Below are 16,283 nucleotides of genomic sequence, written 5' to 3'. Positions count from 1 at the left end.
GAGTCTGCCTGTTGCTTTGTTATTTTCTTCTACATATGGTAAAATTTCAGACTGATCAGGCAATCCTCGTTTTTACAAGTCAATTCTAGGCAAGAAAGGGGTTGATGGGGAGGAGTATGGCGAAAAGAAAATATCTGCTACTGGCTGTACTACTAGTTTTGTTGCAGTTTACCCCGATCATGCAACAAGCGGAAGTGCGATTGACTGCAACCGTCTACATGGTAGTCAAGCATCACGATAAGCAGTTGGAATACAAAGGGATGGAGTTTGATCCACATTTTGGGGAGTATATGGTTACTTATCAGAATGAAAACGGGCAAAATGTCAGCCTCTCCATTCGATCCAAGCATTTCCCGTTTGCCATCATCTACGACCCGTTGGATCAACCGATGCAAGAAGAAGTTTTCTCTAATAAAGGAGGAAGTCAACCATGAAACGCTGGACGATGATCCTGAGCGTCTTTTTCGCCTATTGTCTATTTCTCGTAGGATGTGCAAACAATGCCCTGCCCGAAGCCTCAACCGACCTTTCAGAAGATGCGATTGGCGGAGTGAAGATCGGGCAAAATGTGCAAGAGGAGTCGTTCGTCAAGCAGTACGGAGACAAAGTAAAACTTTCGGCAATAGATCACGAGTTCTATGACTACTACGTGCTTCCCGATGGTTTTGAATTCGCCACCGAAAAAGGCGGGGGAACATCACCGAACTGATCGTGCGTCCCAATTCAGCGCTGGCAACGCAAAAGGGGATTCGAGTCGGGAGCTCGAAACAAGACATCATCAACGCCTATGGTCAGCACTATGCGAAACTGGACAAGCAAGGGTTGCCGATCATCGCGTATGCCGATCGAGAACGCGGCACCTATGTTGAATTTTGGCTGTATGAAGAAAAGGTGGAAACTATCTGGTTCGGCATCATCAAGACCGAATAAGCAACAGGCGGCACACAGCAGCCTGTTGTTTTTTGCCTATGCAAGACCTGTCTCCAGGTGCATAAAGATTCCAAGCAGGCTCCATACTAACCTCACTTTCCCAACCAAAAGCAAGGAGGGGTTGCACACCCACAATGTTCCAATGGTAAATATCTAGGTTGATGGACAAGATAATTCCAACAGATGATAGCTATCTATCGAAACACATACAGATCGACCACAGATACCTATCCATACCCTTATTCACATTCTTCCGAGGAAAGAGAGGTCGAATCGAAGAAATGAAGGCAACAGGTATTGTACGCAGAATCGACGATTTGGGCCGTGTCGTTATTCCGAAGGAAATCAGAAGAACGCTCCGCATTCGTGAAGGTGACCCGCTTGAAATTTTCGTAGACCGTGATGGTGAAGTCATTCTCAAGAAATACTCGCCGATCGGCGAACTTGGCGATTTTGCAAAAGAGTATGCGGAGTCGTTGGCCGAAACGCTAGGACACATCTGCCTGATCACCGACCGCGATGTGATCATCGCCGTCTCGGGCTCTTCCAAGAAAGATTTTATGGAAAAACCGATCGGACCCGATGTGGAAAAAGCGATGGATGAGCGCAAGACGATGACCGGCTTCACACCGGGCGAGTATGGCATCACCCGCGACAGGGCAGAAACGTTTGCCGCACATGTCACCGCCCCGATCATCGCCGGCGGTGACCCGATCGGATCGGTCATCCTCCTCTCCCGCGAAGAGAACGTCAAGATGGGCGAACTCGAAATCAAACTTGCTGAAACTGCAGCCGGCTTCCTCGCCAAGCAAATGGAGCAATAATCCTATAGTTTATGAAGACGTGGACAGGTTGTTGGCGGCGACCTGTCTTTTTCTTGCCCCCATTTTGTCCTAACTCGTCCCGCCTCCACATAGCATAGAGAGAACAAGCCTTGCAGGGATGTTCTGCCAGGTATGCTATACTGGAGGGGGGAGCCGTGGATGACCGAACGCAACCTGTTCCTGCGCGGGGCATTGGTGCTAGGACTTGCTGGCCTGCTGTCCAAAGTGTTGGGATCTGTCTATACAATCTTTTTGCAAAACATCATCGGAGACCGCGGGATCGGCCTGTACCAGATGGCCTATCCGATCTATTCGACACTGCTGATCCTGTCTACGGCAGGATTTCCGGTCGCCGTTTCCAAATTTGTCGCCGAACATATCGCGCTCGGAGATTACGCAGGTGCGAAAAAAGTGTTTCGCGTCTCTTCCGTGTTGCTGACCCTGTCTGGCATCGTCTGCTTTCTCGCCCTGTTCTTCGGGGCGGAGCAATTTGCTGTTTGGTTTGGTGACACAGACGCAGCGCTGGCGATCAAAGCGATCGCTCCGGCTCTGCTCGTCGTGCCGATTATGAGTGCGATTCGCGGCTATTTTCAAGGCTGGCAACGGATGGAGCCGACGGCGATCTCACAGGTGACCGAACAGTTGATCCGCGTCGGCACTATTTTGGCGGCGGCGATCATTCTTTTGCAATGGGGCTATTCGGAGGCGCATGCGGCAGCGGGTGCTGCGTTTGGGGCTTTTACGGGCGCGGTGTTCGGTTTGTTGATCTTGCTCATCTACGCTTGGCGCAAACGCGAGCTGTTTCGTCATGACGTCCGTTTTAAAAACAAAATTCCGCCCCAGCGGACTTGGGGACACATCAAAAAGCTTTGCTGGTACGCCCTGCCGATCTCCCTTGGCGCGCTGGTCGTGCCGCTGATGAATAATATCGACGTGGTCACCGTCGTCAACCTGCTCAAAGCGTGCGGCTACTCGCAGCAGGAAGCGACGGAGATGTTTGGACTTCTGACGGGACGGGCGTTTAAATTGATGTTGCTTCCGACGACCTTTGCGTCGGCGATCGGCACGGCGCTCCTGCCTGCGATCGCGGCGGCGATCGCGGTGAAAAACAGCCGCTTGGTCGCACGCCGCATGGAGATGGCGATGCGCATGACCATTCTGGTGGCCCTGCCGTCCGCTGTGGGCTTGGCGCTGTTGGCTGCCCCGGTCGATATCATGCTCTTTAAAAATACGGAAGGCACGCAGGCGATCATCGCGATCGCGGCGGCCACGCTGTTCTCGTCCATTCAATTGACGACCAGTTCGATTCTGCAAGGCATCGGCGTGATCTACATCCCGGTGCGCAATCTGTTTATCGGCGCGCTCGCCAAGCTCGGCCTCAACTTCCTGTTCGTACCGATCTGGGGGATCAACGGCGCGGCATTGGCGACGGTGATCTCGTATCTGATCGCTTCGATCATGAACCTATACAGCATGTACCGCCATACCGGTGTGGTGTTCGACTTGCGCGCGATGTTGTTTCGCCCGCTCTTGGCCACCTTCTTGATGGCGGTGGCCGCATACAGCTGCGTGCGCGAACTTTGGCCTTATCTGGCCCAGCACAGCGACTCAGAGCGGATGGCCGCAGCGCTCGTTTCACTTGGGGCGATCGGGGCTGCCTCGCTCGTCTACACGGTGGCGCTGCTGGTGACCGGGACGGTGACGCGCTCCGACATGATGGCCATTCCGAAGGTGGGGCCGAAACTGGCCGATCTGTTCTCAAAACTTGGATTGATCCGCTAACGGCGGTAAGGAGTGATTTCTGCAATGAGTTCTTCTCTGGCGAAAGTGACAGTCGTCGGGCTTGGGCCTGGCTCGTGGAGCGGGCTGCCCCTCGGTACCTATACAATATTAGAACAGCAGCAGGGCGCAGGCGGTGCGATCTATTTTCGCACCGAACGCCATCCTGTAGTAGACGATCTCCGCGACAAGGGGATCGTCTTCGTTGCGCTTGATCACTTTTATGAGCAAGCCGAACATTTCACAGACGTGTATCAAAACATCACCGATCATCTGATCACAGAAGCGCAAACCAAAGGCCAGATCGTTTACGCGGTGCCCGGTCATCCAGGCGTGGCCGAGACGACGGTGCAGAACTTGCGCCGCCAAGGGAAAGCGGCTGGCGTAGAGATTGAGATCGGCCCGGGCCATTCCTTTCTCGACGATCTGCTCGTCCATGTCGGCAGTGATCCGGCCGACGGGATGTTGCTGCTCGATGGGACAAGCCTGTTGCCTCGCCAGCTCAACCCCGGCCTGAACACGGTGATCATGCAGGTCTATTCGCAGGATGTGGCATCGGACATCAAGCTGACCTTGATGGAGCAGTATTCGGATGAGTACGAAGTGACGGTGGTGCGTGCGCTTGGTGTAGCAGGGGAGGAAAAAGTGGTTACGGTGCCGCTGTACGAGCTAGACCGACTGGATTTTATCGACCACCTCACCTCGCTTTTTGTCCCGAAGACTGACGCGGCAGAAGTCGTCAACCGTCAAATGTGGAAGTTTGTCGAGGTCATCAAAGCGTTGCGCGATCCGGACACGGGCTGTCCGTGGGATTTGAAACAGACCCACCAATCGCTGCGCAAGTATCTGCTGGAAGAGGCGTATGAAGCGGCCGATGCGATCGATCAGGATGATCCATTTGCGCTCGCCGATGAGTTGGGCGATGTGCTGTTGCAGATCGTGCTCCATGCGCAGATCGGCGCCGAGGAGGGCACGTTTGACATCTATGAGGTGATCCGCTTGGTGACAGACAAGATGATCCGTCGCCACCCGCACGTCTTTGGCGGCGGGATGGAAGCTGATACGCCTGAAGCGGTCGTCGCAAACTGGGCGGAGATCAAAGCGCAGGAAAAAGCGGAGAAGGGCGAGACGGCACAGTCGATGCTCGACGAGATCCCGCGCGGATTGCCGTCTGTGACCGCAGCCATCAAACTGCAGAACAAAGCGGCGAAAGTTGGATTCGATTGGGATGACATCGCCGATGTATATGGGAAAGTAAAAGAAGAGCTGCAAGAGTTGCAGGAGACGACCGATCACGCGGACGAATTTGGCGATCTGCTCTTTGCGATGATCAATTTGGCTCGTTTCTTAACGGTCGATCCGGAAGAATCGCTCGCCCGCACCAACCTGAAATTCCGCGACCGCTTCCAGTACATCGAGGAGCGACTGCGCGAACAGGGCAAGAGCCCTGAGTCAAGCAGTCTAGAAGAAATGGATCGCCTGTGGAACGAGGCGAAACAACGGTAGTTGCCCAACCTGTCCGCAAATTTATGGAAGGTTGCAGGAATCTCACAACGAAAGCACGAAATACCTCTTGGTATTTTTTATCCCACAAACACCATGGGCTTTTGGAAAGGGGCATTTTTTTACCATGAACAAAGTAGAACTGATCACCGCAGTGGCAGAGAAATCCGGTCTGAAGAAAAAAGACGCTGAGCTTGCGGTTAACAGCTTTTTGGAAACGATCGAAGAAGCGCTCGCAGCAGGCGACAAAGTGCAACTGATCGGTTTTGGCACGTTCGAAACCCGTAAACGCGCAGCACGCTCCGGTCGCAACCCGGCTACTGGTGCTGAGATCACGATTCCGGAATCGGTTGTACCGGCATTCAAACCGGGCAACAAACTGAAGGAAGCGACGAAGTAAGCCGATGCGCCTCGATAAATTCCTCAAAGTGTCCCGCCTGATCAAGCGGCGCACCCTGGCCAAAGAAGTTTGCGATCAGGGCCGTATCTCGATCAATGGACGCCCGGCTAAAGCCAGCACCGCCGTTTCGGTCGGTGATGTGCTGACGGTGACGTTTGGCCAGAAGATCGTGGAAGCACGCATCGAGGTTCTGCAGGAATCTGCGAAAAAGGACCTCGCCGCCCAAATGTATACGATCCTCTCGGAGACGAGACGTTCGGGCGAGCCCGACCTGGACGATGACGACGAAGAGGATGAAGCGTAATACGTACATAGAGCATCAGACCAGGAACTGGTCTGATGCTCTGTTTTTTTTGTAGTAGGCGGACGACCCATCGCATAGATTGTACCAAAGGAATGAGGAGGAGGAACAATCTGATGTCTGATGATCGTTTGCGCACCAAAAATTACCCGCAGCACGAAGTCATCCTCCGCAACAGGCAAAACCTTGAGGTCAACGGCGTGCTCAACGTCGAGAGTTTTGATGCTCAGGAGTTCGTCCTGAAGACGCAGTACGGCTTTCTGGCCATTCGCGGAGAAAATTTGCACATCAAGACGCTGAACCTGGAAAACGGGATTGTGGCGATTGAAGGTTTGATCTATGACATGGGGTACTTTGACGAAGGGATGACGGCAGGTGAGAAAGCGAAAGGCTTGTTCAGCAAACTCTTCCGCTAGGGAGACCGGAAAGGGGAGACTGGTATGAGCCTGTACACGCAATACCTCACCATCCTGGCGATGAGTCTAAGCGGCGCCGTGCTCGGTGCCGTTTATGATGTCTATCGCACGATCTTGCAGGAGTGGAAATATTTGCGCTGGACTGGGCCGATACTCGACTTCACATTTTGGGTGTTCGCCCTCATCCTGGTGCTCTGGTCGTTACACGAAGCGAACCATGCTGACGTTCGGTTTTATGTGTTCATCCTCTTAGGGATCGGCCTCGTACTTTATCGCCTGCTGTTGCGTAAACTGGTGGTTGGCAGTACGGTCGGAATGGTGCTTGCGATCACGTATTTTATGAAACTGCTCTATCGCCTGTTTCTGTTGTTCGTTGTCACGCCGCTGGTCTGGATTGGGACGGCTCTGCTCGCCCTTTGGCGCATGATCGACCGAATGGCTGCCATGATCGAGCGCCTGATCCTCTGGCCGTTCCAGCCGCTCTTGCGCATGGTCTCGTGTCTTGGGCGCACACTATACAGGTGGACCATTCGCCCGTTGATTGAGCCGATGTTCAAACCGTTGGCAAAAATGATCGAAACATGGCTGGCTCCTCTTCGAAAATTTAGCGGGAAGGTGCGCAGGAAGTGGAAAGGATTTCTGCGCTCCGTGGCGAAATGGTTAGTCGATAAAGATCAGGACGACAATAACATTCCGCCGAAGCGCTGACGAACAGGAGGAGAACACGTTGAACAAACCGGCTCGTTCGAATGTATTGCCGCTGCCGCAAGAACCGGAGAAGAAGAATTCTCCGACCCGCAACATGGCGCCAAAGAAAACGAGGAAGAGATGGAAGGTGCGCAATCTGTTGCTTCTGGGCTTCCTCACCTGGGCTGGTTATGTGTTCTTCTTCGTGCAGTCACCCGACTTCGATCGACTCAAGCAGGATCAACAGCAACTCAGTACGGAGATTCTGCAGATCAAGGAGACCAATCAGGAACTCCTGACGAAAATTGATCAACTCAACGACCCGAATTATATCGCAGAACTAGCTCGTAAAAAGTACCTGATGGTAAAAGACGGAGAAACGCTGTTCGTGCAACCAAAACAGTAAACGTCTCCCTTCTTGAATTATTGGGGTTCTCTCGTTATAATTTTAGTTGGAAACTTGTGTTCACCCTTAAGGAGGAGCTTTCTCGAACATGGCCATTGAATTGGGCAGTAAACTGGAAGGGAAAGTAACCGGCATCACCAACTTTGGTGCATTCGTGTTACTGCCCGGCAACGTCACAGGTCTCGTGCATATCTCTGAAATTGCAGACACCTACGTAAAAGACATTAATGATCATCTGAAAGTCAACGACGAAGTGACCGTCAAAGTCATCAATGTTGACAAAGACGGTAAGATTGGCCTTTCGATCCGCCAAGCGAAAGAACCGCAGCCCGGTCAGGCAGCTCCTGGTCCGAAGCGTGACTTTGCACGCGGCGGTGACCGTCCTCCTCGTCCCGATCGTCCGCAAGGCGGCCGTGATGACAGACCGCGCGGTGGTGGCGGTAACCGTGGTGGTGGACGTCCGCAAGGTGGTGGCGGCCGAGTTAATTTTGAAGATAAAGTGGCTCGCTTCATGAAGGAAAGCGAAGACCGTCTTTCTGCCCTCAAGCGTCATGAATCGAAACGCGGCGGGCGTGGCGGCCGAAGAGGCTAATCCTTTCAAGATAGTCAACAACGGCATCTCCAGACAGTTTTCTTGGAGGTGCCTTTTGTTCTGTCGCACCTTCCATACCTTCGTCCGTTTCCAATATTTTGTTCACGGGATCTACATAAAGTTTCCCGTTTTGACACAACATGTAGTTGTTCATTATAATAAAATAGTCTGTGGAACGGTCTATTCTATGGAATGTTAGTTTTCATCATATGAAGTTAAGAGGTGACAGTCTTATGATGTTGTTCGAAGGAATGACGCTCCATCCGTATTCCATCGCGTTTGTGTTCCTGATCTTCGCGGTGCTCAGCGTATTCACGATGGTATCCATGATCAAGCAACGCAAGTTGGGTTTGGCAGGCTTCATGTTCATCTCTGTTGTGGTCATGGTTGCGTCTGCGGTCATTTCGTCCCAAGTTTCGCCTTCCTAATGGAATGAGAGGCGCGGGAACCCGAAAAAACCTTCTCCACCCGCGGGAGGGTTTTTTTATTTTCCGACAAGGAGTCCAAATCTAATTAATTTTCGGAATAGTTCCATTTTAATAAAAGCCGTTCACAAACGAGTTCCTCCTACATAAGGTATATCGTCAGCCGGAAACATCACGATAAAAAAGGCAAGACGTTGGAGGGAATCATTGTGGGTTTTAACCTGAACGACATCCAAGAGTACAATCTGGAAAAATGTCACGAGTTGCGGATTAAGGAAATTGAGCAGTACTGGTCGCGCTTTGGCTATTGGCTTGCATATGTCAAAAAGTTCGATAAAACCAAATAAGCTCGGCAAAACCAAAGCCACCCATTCAGCTGGGTGGCTTTGGTCTTTGCAGGCGCCCTGAGCAGGCTATTTGGCTTTCCGACGGTACTTCGAGTACACCCACCAGATGGATACCCCGCTTAACACTACCACCGCGAGCGTGATCCCGATATATGACCAAACATAGTGACTGATGATGTCCGCCTCCTTAGATCGTCTTTGCTGGTAGTATGCCCCCAAGTTTTTGTGGGAACCCTTTTACCTCCTGCATTTTTGTGATATAATCGGTCTTGCTGTCTGTTTGCAAATGAATATTCTTCCTGTGGGTGGCTAGACTAGAGTATTGGACTCACTCACCGCAGGATGTGTCGAATTTGTACATACATAAGTTGAAACGGAAAGGAAGTGCCGGCCTTGTCCGAACACGCATTGCATTTGAACCCGCAGCAAATCGCGGAGCTGTCCCTCGTGGACCTTGCGTATCAAGTTCTTCGCACCACCAACAAGCCGTACCATTTTCGCGATCTGATGGCCGAGCTGGCGCGTCTGAAAGGGCTGACCGAGGAGCAAGTCAACGAAGTGATCGCGCGTTTGTACACCGAGATCAACATCGACGGCCGATTTGTCTGCATCGGTAGCAACGTGTGGGGCCTCAAGCGTTGGTATCCGACCGATAAAGCTGCTCCTGAAAAGGCTGCCACCGGCAAGAAATTCGTCCGCAAAGATATGGACGATGATGACGACTTCTACGATGAAGAAGATGACTCGTTCGAGGAAGAAGCGGACGAAGATGATTCCTTCGGTGACTATAGCGCTGACGAAGAGGATGATCTCGACGCAGATGCGGAAGACGGCGACGATGAAGCGGCAGCCGACGAGGATTTCGAAGAGGATGAAATCGAGGAGTCTGACGAAGAGGAAGATCTCGATTCCTATGATGAAGAGGAAGACGAGTTCTAAGTAGCAGTACCAAGCACCACATTGCCATTCGATATAACGAACAAAGCCGCGAACCTGAAAAGGGCGCGGCTCTTTTTGCTGGTCTTCTATTGACAACACGGAAACGGAACGCTAAGATACAAAAGGTATTTTGGAAAAAACGAACGGATTCGTTTTTTTTTGTGTACGGATTGAGACACTACATTCAACCACGCAATACATAGGGGGCACAGCAAGGCATGGCTAAGTATATTTTTGTCACAGGCGGCGTTGTATCTTCGCTCGGGAAAGGGATCACCGCAGCGTCCCTCGGACGGCTGTTGAAGAACCGCGGTTTGAAAGTCACCATCCAAAAATTTGACCCGTACATCAACATTGACCCGGGCACGATGAGCCCGTATCAGCATGGGGAAGTATTTGTCACAGATGACGGGGCGGAAACGGACCTCGACCTCGGCCATTACGAGCGCTTTATCGACATCAATCTGTCGAAAAACAACAACATCACGACGGGGAAAGTCTACTGGTCGGTCATCTCGAAGGAGCGCCGCGGCGACTATCTCGGCGGAACGGTACAGGTGATTCCCCACATCACCAACGAGATCAAGGAACGCGTTTTCCGCGCGGCGAAAGACACGTCGGCCGACGTGGTGATCACCGAGATCGGCGGCACGGTTGGCGACATCGAATCCTTGCCGTTTCTGGAAGCGATCCGACAGATCAAGTCGGATGTCGGTCGTGAGAATGTGATGTATATCCATGTCACTTTGATGCCGTATCTTGGAAAAGCGGGCGAAATGAAGACGAAGCCGACACAGCACTCCGTCAAGGAACTGCGCTCGATCGGGATCACGCCAAACATCATCGTCTGCCGGACCACGATGCCGCTGTCGCTCGATGTGAAGCGCAAGATCGCCCTGTTCTGCGACACCGATCAAGATGCGGTCATCGAATCGCGCGATGCGGATACGCTGTATGACCTGCCGCTGATGTTCCAAGAAGAGGGGCTCGATTCGCTCGTCGTGCGCCATTTCGGATTTGATGTGCCAGAAGCGGACATGACCGAGTGGATCGAACTGGTCAACAAAGTCAAGAACTTGCAACACACGACGAAGATCGCCCTCGTCGGCAAATATGTCGCCTTGCGCGATGCGTACATTTCGGTGGCAGAAGCGCTGTACCATGCCGGGTTTGCAGCCGATTCGAACATCGAGATCGATTGGATTCCGGCAGAGGAAGTCACCGAGGGCAATGTGGACGAGCTGTTGGCCAGCGCAGACGGTATTCTCGTACCGGGCGGATTTGGTGATCGCGGGGTGGAAGGCAAGATCATCGCGACCCGTTATGCCCGCGAGAAGAAGATCCCGTTCCTCGGCATCTGTCTGGGTATGCAGGTTGCCTGCATCGAATACGCGCGCAACGTGCTCGGTTATGCCGATGCGAATTCCAGTGAGATCAACGAACTGACCAGCGCACCGGTGATCGACCTGCTCCCGGAGCAAAAGGACATCGAAGACCTCGGTGGCACACTGCGCCTCGGCCTCTATCCGTGCAAGATCGAAAACGGCACGAAAGCGTATGAGGCGTATGGCGACTCGCTGATCTATGAGCGCCATCGCCACCGCTACGAGTTCAACAATGAATACCGTGAAGAGATGAAGAAACATGGTTTCCATTTCTCCGGCACTTCACCGGACGGTCGTCTGGTGGAGATCATCGAACTTGCCGATCATCCGTGGTTTGTGGCGTCACAGTTCCATCCCGAATTCACGTCACGCCCGAACCGCCCGCAGCCGCTGTTCCGCGATTTTGTAAAAGCGGCATTGGAAGTACGCAATAACCGATAAAACGAACGGACGCGATCTGCCAAACAAAAGAGCCGATCTCCTGATTAGGAGATCGGCTCTTTCATTTGCTTCGGAACGGTGCGGCGCGGATTCGGAATTGGTTTCGGACCGAGCCGCATCGTCTGAGGCATCGGAAGCGGATGGGTAACACTGTCCGTCGCTTCCAGTTCGATCAGTTGTTGCTTCATGGTGAAGCGTGTGAGAAAAGCGGGCATTTGCATTGCGTTTCGTTCCCCCTACCCCTGATAGAAACGTGAAAATCCTCTGCTATGCAAAAGCTCTGTCGGCAGCCCGGCTGCCATCGCGAAGATGACCCCCACATCCTCCTCACCTTAGGCCCGAGGCTTTGTGTCCCATGCTTTCACATGGTTTACCTTTGACACTCGGCGGTACTCCGTTACAAAGATTATGGAGATCGTCTTGTTTCTAGACCTACCATGCAAAAAACCGCTCCATTTATGCCACGGCACCAGGGCAAAATGAAACGGTTTTTTGCTAGTCGCCGGAAGATTGGGATGATTTCCAGCGCGCATATTCGATAAACTCTTGAAACTGCTCTTTGGTCAAGCCGCTGGATGCCGCCTGCTGGGTCAACTGCAACCAGCCGAGGTCGAGCTGTTTAACCAATTCGATCATCTCAGGCGCTAACTCGTTCGCCAGCATTTCGGCTGTGGTGTAACTCTTATCGAAAAAGAACTCGGTCGGCACTTCCAACACCAACGCGATCTTCTCAATGAATTGGATCGATGGATTGTCACGGACACCGCGCTCGATGTCACTCAGGTAACTCTTCGCACAGTCGGCTCGCAAAGCCAACTCACCAAGACTCAGCCCTCTTTCTTTACGAAGTTGACGTATCTTCGTCCCGAGCAAAGGTATCCCTCCTTCTTTTCGTTACGCACTTCTATTGTAACAAACGATTTCCCGACTGGTAAATAAGGATGACTAGTAGTATCTTATGACACTTGCTATACAGATAGTCCCGGGTGAAGGTTAATTCGTTAAATCGTCATTCATATAGCTCGCGAAATTTTTGGAATACGATGGCCGCCAAGCGAATGCTGTCGATCACTAAAATATGTTCGATAAAAAGAAAACATGGTCGAAATTTGTAGTTCTTTGTTCGTTATATAGGTCATAAAGTGATGATGTAAGACGACAGCGAGGCTGAGCAAGGAAGGAGGTGGACGGCATCGAGTCGTTCGATTCCCACGAACCGCAGGGACAGGAATCGCATCTGGAACACAACCGACGCCTGCGCAAAGAGCGACGCAAACGGTGGGGGATGATGATGGTCACCGCGATGACAGCTTTCTCGACGACCATCTTGCTGGGGGTTGAGAACACAGGGTCGACCAATGCGCTGTTTACAGCGAGTGTAGTCAACGCTTCGACGGTCAAAGCAGCAGCTAACTTTTGTGACGAAGACACCCATCGCAACGGCGACAAGCACAAACCGCATCCGCCAGGTAACGGCTATGGACATTGTAAGCCGCACAAAAATCAAGACGACGCCCCGGCAACAACGGAAGAGCAACCTGCCCTGCCGGAAGAAGACAAGGAGGCGGCACCGGAAGAGAATCAAGAGGTGACGGCACCCGAACCGGAATCATCTGTTGATCACTACCGCTCGTCGCCGCAACCTGCCGATTTGCAGCAGAACCACTCTCAAACGCCTCCTCCGCTGGCTTAACTACACGCAAGGAGGACTGTTATGAAAAAAGCAATGAACATCACAGGGAAAATCATCACCGGCTTCCTGATCGTCTTGCTCTGTTTCAATCTGTATTTCGTGGTCAGTTCGAAGATCACCGGCGGTGAACCGAAAGTGTTCGGACACCTGCTGATGAAGGTACTCTCCGGCTCGATGAGTCCGGTGTTTGAAACGGGTGATCTGATCGCTGTCAAACCGGGCGATCTCACCACCGCCTATCAAGTGGGCGACGTCATCACCTTCCGATCGGCTGAAGACGCCTCGATCATCATCACCCACCGCATCATCGAAGTAAAGGTGGAAGACAGCTTTCCCGTCTATCTGACCCAAGGGGATGCCAATGAAGTGAGCGATACTGAGCCGGTGCGTCAGGCGCAAGTCATCGGTTCGTATGCGAACTTTCACATTCCCAAGCTCGGGCTCTTCTTTAACTGGGTGACGACCGGACCAGGTCTTGCGATCATGCTGATCATTCCGGGGATCGTGCTGATCGCAGGCCCGATCATCTCCCTGTTTCGAGAAGTGATGAAGCCAAAGCAAGAGGAACAGGCGCCCGCCACGACGGCGGCAACGTCAGAAGATCACAATCAGCCTGTCTGAAATGTTTTCTCGTTCTGCATGGCGGGGAAGATGAAACACGCTGTCGTCACAGAGCGAGAAACAATCCATATAGCTCTTCATATGAAAAGGAGGACGTAGTTTTATGAAAAAGAAAATTGCATTGGCCATGGTGACAACAGCATTGGGTGCAACACTGATCGGCGCAGGTTCCTTCGCGCTCTTCACAGCAGAGGTGAGCAACAAGGGCAATACCTTCACAGCCGGCACTTTGAATCTCGAAGATCTGTCCGGCGGCCCGATCGCATCGCAAGCGCTCTACTTCAACAACTTGGCACCTGGCGACAATGGCAAGGTGAAAATGAAAGTTAAGAACAACGGCTCACTCGATGCATGGGTAAAAATCAACCAAACGGCCTCCAACGCATCTCGTGCGGGCAATCTGTTCGGCGGCACAACGCCACTCCAACTGGGCTTTGATAATGGGGTTGTGAAAGTGCCAGCAGGCGGCACGACAACGTTTGATGTGACCTATAACTTCCCGTTGGCAGCAGATAACTCCTACCAGGGCACTACGGGTTCGTTCAACGTGGTTGTGCAAGCGGTGCAAGCACGTAATAACACGAACCACCAAAATAACGGCCCGATCGCTTGGAACTAATGAACTGGCAAGGTGATGTACGCACCACCCTGCCTTTTCTCTACGCGCAGCTGTTCACAAGCTCTGACGCAAATCACAACAATATATAGGCAGGCACGGTGATCAACACGGCCCACGACTGATGATTGAACACGAGTTCCCTCCCCCTTCAAATAAAGATTTGGACTGCGGCAGACAATTGTCGCAGTCACAAGTCGTGTGTGGAGCGGAACTCATCTGGAGGAGGTGAAGGAGACGTTGGGGAGCGGATACTTACGCAAGTTGCGTCTGCTTACGATCGTCCTGTTGGTCATCATGCTGGTGGCAGGAGGCACGACGTTTGCCCTAGCAAGTTTGTCTCTACAGGAAGAGGCATCGATGCAGGGGATGGGGACGATCAACATCACGGCGTCACCGGACCCAATTTTCGCAGGTGCACAACATATCGGCAACATTGCGCCAGGCGATCAGGAAACCGGGTCGCTGACTGTCAAGAACAAGGGAAACAGCAGGGTGCGCGTCTACTTGAAGCACGTGCTTGACGGAGCGATCTTCAAACAGTTTCCGAATTCTGATCATCCGCTACAAATCTCCTATGCGATTCAGATTTACAACCGTTTTCAACTGCCTGTGGGCACGAAGATCGAGGTTCCGGTGTTCTCATCCAATCAGAACTCGCCAAGCTTTGAATTGGGTCGTAACGAGCAAGCGATCATCAGCTATACGTATGCCATGCCGCTCGAAGCGGGCAACGACTATCAGGGGCAAGAGGGGCAACTGGATGTGCATGTGATCGCCCACGAGGTTTCGGTGCCGCCGCCGACGTGCGAAGAGAAGGGCACCTGTCCGCCAACCTGTGAAGAGTCTGGGACCTGCCCACCAACCTGTGAAGAGTCTGGGACCTGCCCGCCAACCTGTGAAGAGTCTGGAACATGTCCACCGGCCTGTGAAGAGTCTGGAACCTGCCCACCGGCCTGTGAAGAGTCTGGAACATGTCCGCCGGCCTGTGAAGAGTCTGGAACATGTCCGCCGGCCTGTGAAGAGTCTGGAACCTGCCCACCGGCCTGTGAAGAGTCTGGAACATGTCCGCCAACCTGTGAAGAGTCTGGGACCTGCCCACCGGCCTGTGAAGAGTCTGGTACTTGCCCGCCAACTGAGCCACCGACCGAGCCTAAGCCAAATGATCCAGATCCCAAACCAGCACCTCCGACCAAGCCGCCTCTGGCTGGTGAAATCCCAGGCGGTACTCAACCCCGTACTGGCGTTGCTGTGATCGAGACCGTCTGGCAAGGTGCCGGACTGCTCCTGTTTGGTGGTCTGTTGATCCTGCTTGCCAGACGCAGGGGACATCACTAAGTGCGATCCAAAAAGGTGCTCACCGTCACAGGACTACTCGTGATGCTCGCAGGATTGGTATGGCTTTCGCAGATTCCATTCTTTTTTCTGCGCTCCGATGCGGTCGGGGGTGAGCTTTTAGCAGAAGCGCTCGATACCGTCTCAGGCGTTCCGCGAGAAGTAGCTCAAACACCGCCAGCTTCCACAACGGTCGGCCAAGAAGTCGGCTCGGGCGCTGATTCGACCACTTCGCCGTTAGGTGTCTTGCACATCCCCGCGCTGGAATTGACAGCGCCGATCGTCGAAGGAACGGAGGAGGAGCAGATCAGCGTTGCGGTCGGCCATTTGACGGGCAGTGCCAAGCTGGGCACTGCGGGTACAGCACTGCTCGCCGCGCATAACGCCACTTGGTTTCGCCATCTGGATCGCTTACAGCGCGGCGACACGGTTCGCGTCTCCACAGCGGAAGGCACGTTCAGCTATGAAGTGACCGCCGCGCGCGTGGTACACGTGCGCGATGGGGTCTTCGCGCTGAACGAAACGGGCTTAGTGCTGGAAAGCTGCTATCCGCTCGATGCGCTGCGGGCGACCGACTACCGCTATCTTGTCTATGCAACGGCAAAAAAGCCGGGAGCATGAGCTCCCGGCTTTCTGATGTGCG

At 53.0% G+C, this 16,283-nt stretch carries 23 protein-coding genes and 1 riboswitch; of the genes, 21 read left to right on the top strand and 2 right to left on the bottom strand.

Features of this window, described 5'->3' with window-relative positions; genetic code table 11:
• Window positions 1–116: 116 nt before the first annotated feature.
• The 16 genes from CIG75_RS20265 to CIG75_RS20195 all read left to right on the top strand — a co-directional run bounded on the left by CIG75_RS20265 (window position 117) and on the right by CIG75_RS20195 (window position 11,375).
• The gene (locus CIG75_RS20265; RefSeq protein ID WP_094238229.1) at window positions 117–434 is read left to right on the top strand and encodes a hypothetical protein; all 318 of its coding nucleotides are present in this window, start codon (window positions 117–119) and stop codon (window positions 432–434) included.
• Window positions 431–709, top strand: coding sequence for a hypothetical protein (locus tag CIG75_RS20260; protein WP_094238228.1), 279 nt, complete (start codon window positions 431–433; stop codon window positions 707–709). The genes CIG75_RS20265 and CIG75_RS20260 overlap by 4 nt, the downstream gene beginning before the upstream one ends.
• A gap of 2 nt (window positions 710–711) precedes the next feature.
• Window positions 712–930, top strand: a complete 219-nt coding sequence (locus CIG75_RS20255) for a hypothetical protein (protein WP_094238227.1) — start codon at window positions 712–714, stop codon at window positions 928–930.
• Between the two features lie 281 nt (window positions 931–1,211).
• Complete coding sequence (gene spoVT / locus CIG75_RS20250) at window positions 1,212–1,754, top strand: stage V sporulation protein T (RefSeq protein ID WP_094238226.1); 543 nt, start codon at window positions 1,212–1,214, stop codon at window positions 1,752–1,754.
• A 159-nt stretch (window positions 1,755–1,913) separates the two neighbouring features.
• Window positions 1,914–3,536 carry a putative polysaccharide biosynthesis protein gene (locus tag CIG75_RS20245; RefSeq protein WP_157729668.1) on the top strand — a complete coding sequence of 541 codons (1,623 nt, stop codon included), beginning with the start codon at window positions 1,914–1,916 and terminating at the stop codon, window positions 3,534–3,536.
• 24 nt (window positions 3,537–3,560) lie between these two features.
• The gene (gene yabN, locus CIG75_RS20240; protein WP_094238224.1) at window positions 3,561–5,039 is read left to right on the top strand and encodes a bifunctional methyltransferase/pyrophosphohydrolase YabN; all 1,479 of its coding nucleotides are present in this window, start codon (window positions 3,561–3,563) and stop codon (window positions 5,037–5,039) included.
• Between the two features lie 124 nt (window positions 5,040–5,163).
• Window positions 5,164–5,436 (top strand): HU family DNA-binding protein, encoded by a 273-nt coding sequence (locus CIG75_RS20235; RefSeq protein ID WP_094238223.1) that lies wholly within the window; start codon window positions 5,164–5,166, stop codon window positions 5,434–5,436.
• A 4-nt stretch (window positions 5,437–5,440) separates the two neighbouring features.
• Window positions 5,441–5,740 (top strand): RNA-binding S4 domain-containing protein, encoded by a 300-nt coding sequence (locus CIG75_RS20230; protein ID WP_094238222.1) that lies wholly within the window; start codon window positions 5,441–5,443, stop codon window positions 5,738–5,740.
• 113 nt (window positions 5,741–5,853) lie between these two features.
• A complete protein-coding gene (gene yabP / locus CIG75_RS20225; RefSeq protein WP_094238221.1) occupies window positions 5,854–6,153 on the top strand; it encodes a sporulation protein YabP in 300 nt (99 codons plus the stop codon).
• 24 nt (window positions 6,154–6,177) lie between these two features.
• Window positions 6,178–6,861: a spore cortex biosynthesis protein YabQ gene (gene yabQ / locus CIG75_RS20220; RefSeq protein WP_094238220.1), complete on the top strand. Its 684-nt coding sequence runs from the start codon at window positions 6,178–6,180 to the stop codon at window positions 6,859–6,861.
• A gap of 19 nt (window positions 6,862–6,880) precedes the next feature.
• The gene (locus CIG75_RS20215; protein ID WP_094238219.1) at window positions 6,881–7,246 is read left to right on the top strand and encodes an FtsB family cell division protein; all 366 of its coding nucleotides are present in this window, start codon (window positions 6,881–6,883) and stop codon (window positions 7,244–7,246) included.
• Between the two features lie 88 nt (window positions 7,247–7,334).
• Window positions 7,335–7,838 (top strand): S1 domain-containing RNA-binding protein, encoded by a 504-nt coding sequence (locus CIG75_RS20210; protein ID WP_094238218.1) that lies wholly within the window; start codon window positions 7,335–7,337, stop codon window positions 7,836–7,838.
• A 233-nt stretch (window positions 7,839–8,071) separates the two neighbouring features.
• A complete protein-coding gene (locus CIG75_RS20205) occupies window positions 8,072–8,266 on the top strand; it encodes a hypothetical protein (RefSeq protein ID WP_094238217.1) in 195 nt (64 codons plus the stop codon).
• A 206-nt stretch (window positions 8,267–8,472) separates the two neighbouring features.
• Window positions 8,473–8,610: a hypothetical protein gene (locus CIG75_RS20905; RefSeq protein WP_157729667.1), complete on the top strand. Its 138-nt coding sequence runs from the start codon at window positions 8,473–8,475 to the stop codon at window positions 8,608–8,610.
• Window positions 8,611–9,003: 393 nt separating this feature from the next.
• Window positions 9,004–9,549 carry a DNA-directed RNA polymerase subunit delta gene (rpoE, locus tag CIG75_RS20200; RefSeq protein WP_094238216.1) on the top strand — a complete coding sequence of 182 codons (546 nt, stop codon included), beginning with the start codon at window positions 9,004–9,006 and terminating at the stop codon, window positions 9,547–9,549.
• A 218-nt stretch (window positions 9,550–9,767) separates the two neighbouring features.
• Window positions 9,768–11,375: a CTP synthase gene (locus tag CIG75_RS20195; protein WP_094238215.1), complete on the top strand. Its 1,608-nt coding sequence runs from the start codon at window positions 9,768–9,770 to the stop codon at window positions 11,373–11,375.
• Between the two features lie 44 nt (window positions 11,376–11,419).
• On the opposite strand, the gene CIG75_RS20900 is transcribed toward CIG75_RS20195, so the two are convergent.
• Window positions 11,420–11,596: a hypothetical protein gene (locus CIG75_RS20900; protein ID WP_157729666.1), complete on the bottom strand. Its 177-nt coding sequence runs from the start codon at window positions 11,594–11,596 to the stop codon at window positions 11,420–11,422.
• 61 nt (window positions 11,597–11,657) lie between these two features.
• Window positions 11,658–11,760: riboswitch (cyclic di-GMP riboswitch) on the bottom strand.
• 110 nt (window positions 11,761–11,870) lie between these two features.
• Entirely contained in the window at window positions 11,871–12,248 is a 378-nt protein-coding gene (locus CIG75_RS20190) for a helix-turn-helix domain-containing protein (protein ID WP_094238214.1), read from the bottom strand.
• A 310-nt stretch (window positions 12,249–12,558) separates the two neighbouring features.
• Between CIG75_RS20190 and CIG75_RS20185 the strand changes: the two genes are divergently transcribed.
• The 5 genes from CIG75_RS20185 to CIG75_RS20165 all read left to right on the top strand — a co-directional run bounded on the left by CIG75_RS20185 (window position 12,559) and on the right by CIG75_RS20165 (window position 16,261).
• Window positions 12,559–13,068: a hypothetical protein gene (locus tag CIG75_RS20185; RefSeq protein ID WP_094238213.1), complete on the top strand. Its 510-nt coding sequence runs from the start codon at window positions 12,559–12,561 to the stop codon at window positions 13,066–13,068.
• 21 nt (window positions 13,069–13,089) lie between these two features.
• Window positions 13,090–13,689 (top strand): signal peptidase I, encoded by a 600-nt coding sequence (locus CIG75_RS20180; RefSeq protein ID WP_094238212.1) that lies wholly within the window; start codon window positions 13,090–13,092, stop codon window positions 13,687–13,689.
• A 103-nt stretch (window positions 13,690–13,792) separates the two neighbouring features.
• On the top strand, window positions 13,793–14,308 hold the full coding sequence (locus CIG75_RS20175) for a TasA family protein (RefSeq protein ID WP_094238211.1): 516 nt from the start codon (window positions 13,793–13,795) through the stop codon (window positions 14,306–14,308).
• A gap of 225 nt (window positions 14,309–14,533) precedes the next feature.
• On the top strand, window positions 14,534–15,643 hold the full coding sequence (locus CIG75_RS20170) for a hypothetical protein (RefSeq protein WP_157729665.1): 1,110 nt from the start codon (window positions 14,534–14,536) through the stop codon (window positions 15,641–15,643).
• Complete coding sequence (locus CIG75_RS20165; RefSeq protein WP_094238209.1) at window positions 15,644–16,261, top strand: class D sortase; 618 nt, start codon at window positions 15,644–15,646, stop codon at window positions 16,259–16,261.
• The last annotated feature ends 22 nt before the right edge of the window (window positions 16,262–16,283 follow it).

It is taken from the genome of Tumebacillus algifaecis (genome assembly GCF_002243515.1).
Classification (GTDB): Bacteria; Bacillota; Bacilli; order Tumebacillales; family Tumebacillaceae; genus Tumebacillus_A; species Tumebacillus_A algifaecis.
This window is presented reverse-complemented; position numbering and strand designations above follow the sequence as displayed.

Excerpts from the sequence above, each read along its gene's own strand:
- CIG75_RS20265 (WP_094238229.1), top strand. The coding sequence starts at position 117 with ATGGCGAAAAGAAAATATCTGCTACTGGCTGTACTACTAGTTTTGTTG.
- CIG75_RS20260 (WP_094238228.1), top strand. The coding sequence starts at position 431 with ATGAAACGCTGGACGATGATCCTGAGCGTCTTTTTCGCCTATTGTCTA.
- spoVT (WP_094238226.1), top strand. The coding sequence starts at position 1,212 with ATGAAGGCAACAGGTATTGTACGCAGAATCGACGATTTGGGCCGTGTC.
- CIG75_RS20245 (WP_157729668.1), top strand. The coding sequence starts at position 1,914 with ATGACCGAACGCAACCTGTTCCTGCGCGGGGCATTGGTGCTAGGACTT.
- yabN (WP_094238224.1), top strand. The coding sequence starts at position 3,561 with ATGAGTTCTTCTCTGGCGAAAGTGACAGTCGTCGGGCTTGGGCCTGGC.
- CIG75_RS20235 (WP_094238223.1), top strand. The coding sequence starts at position 5,164 with ATGAACAAAGTAGAACTGATCACCGCAGTGGCAGAGAAATCCGGTCTG.
- CIG75_RS20230 (WP_094238222.1), top strand. The coding sequence starts at position 5,441 with ATGCGCCTCGATAAATTCCTCAAAGTGTCCCGCCTGATCAAGCGGCGC.
- yabP (WP_094238221.1), top strand. The coding sequence starts at position 5,854 with ATGTCTGATGATCGTTTGCGCACCAAAAATTACCCGCAGCACGAAGTC.
- yabQ (WP_094238220.1), top strand. The coding sequence starts at position 6,178 with ATGAGCCTGTACACGCAATACCTCACCATCCTGGCGATGAGTCTAAGC.
- CIG75_RS20210 (WP_094238218.1), top strand. The coding sequence starts at position 7,335 with ATGGCCATTGAATTGGGCAGTAAACTGGAAGGGAAAGTAACCGGCATC.
- CIG75_RS20205 (WP_094238217.1), top strand. The coding sequence starts at position 8,072 with ATGATGTTGTTCGAAGGAATGACGCTCCATCCGTATTCCATCGCGTTT.
- CIG75_RS20195 (WP_094238215.1), top strand. The coding sequence starts at position 9,768 with ATGGCTAAGTATATTTTTGTCACAGGCGGCGTTGTATCTTCGCTCGGG.
- CIG75_RS20900 (WP_157729666.1), bottom strand. The coding sequence starts at position 11,596 with ATGCAAATGCCCGCTTTTCTCACACGCTTCACCATGAAGCAACAACTG.
- CIG75_RS20180 (WP_094238212.1), top strand. The coding sequence starts at position 13,090 with ATGAAAAAAGCAATGAACATCACAGGGAAAATCATCACCGGCTTCCTG.
- CIG75_RS20175 (WP_094238211.1), top strand. The coding sequence starts at position 13,793 with ATGAAAAAGAAAATTGCATTGGCCATGGTGACAACAGCATTGGGTGCA.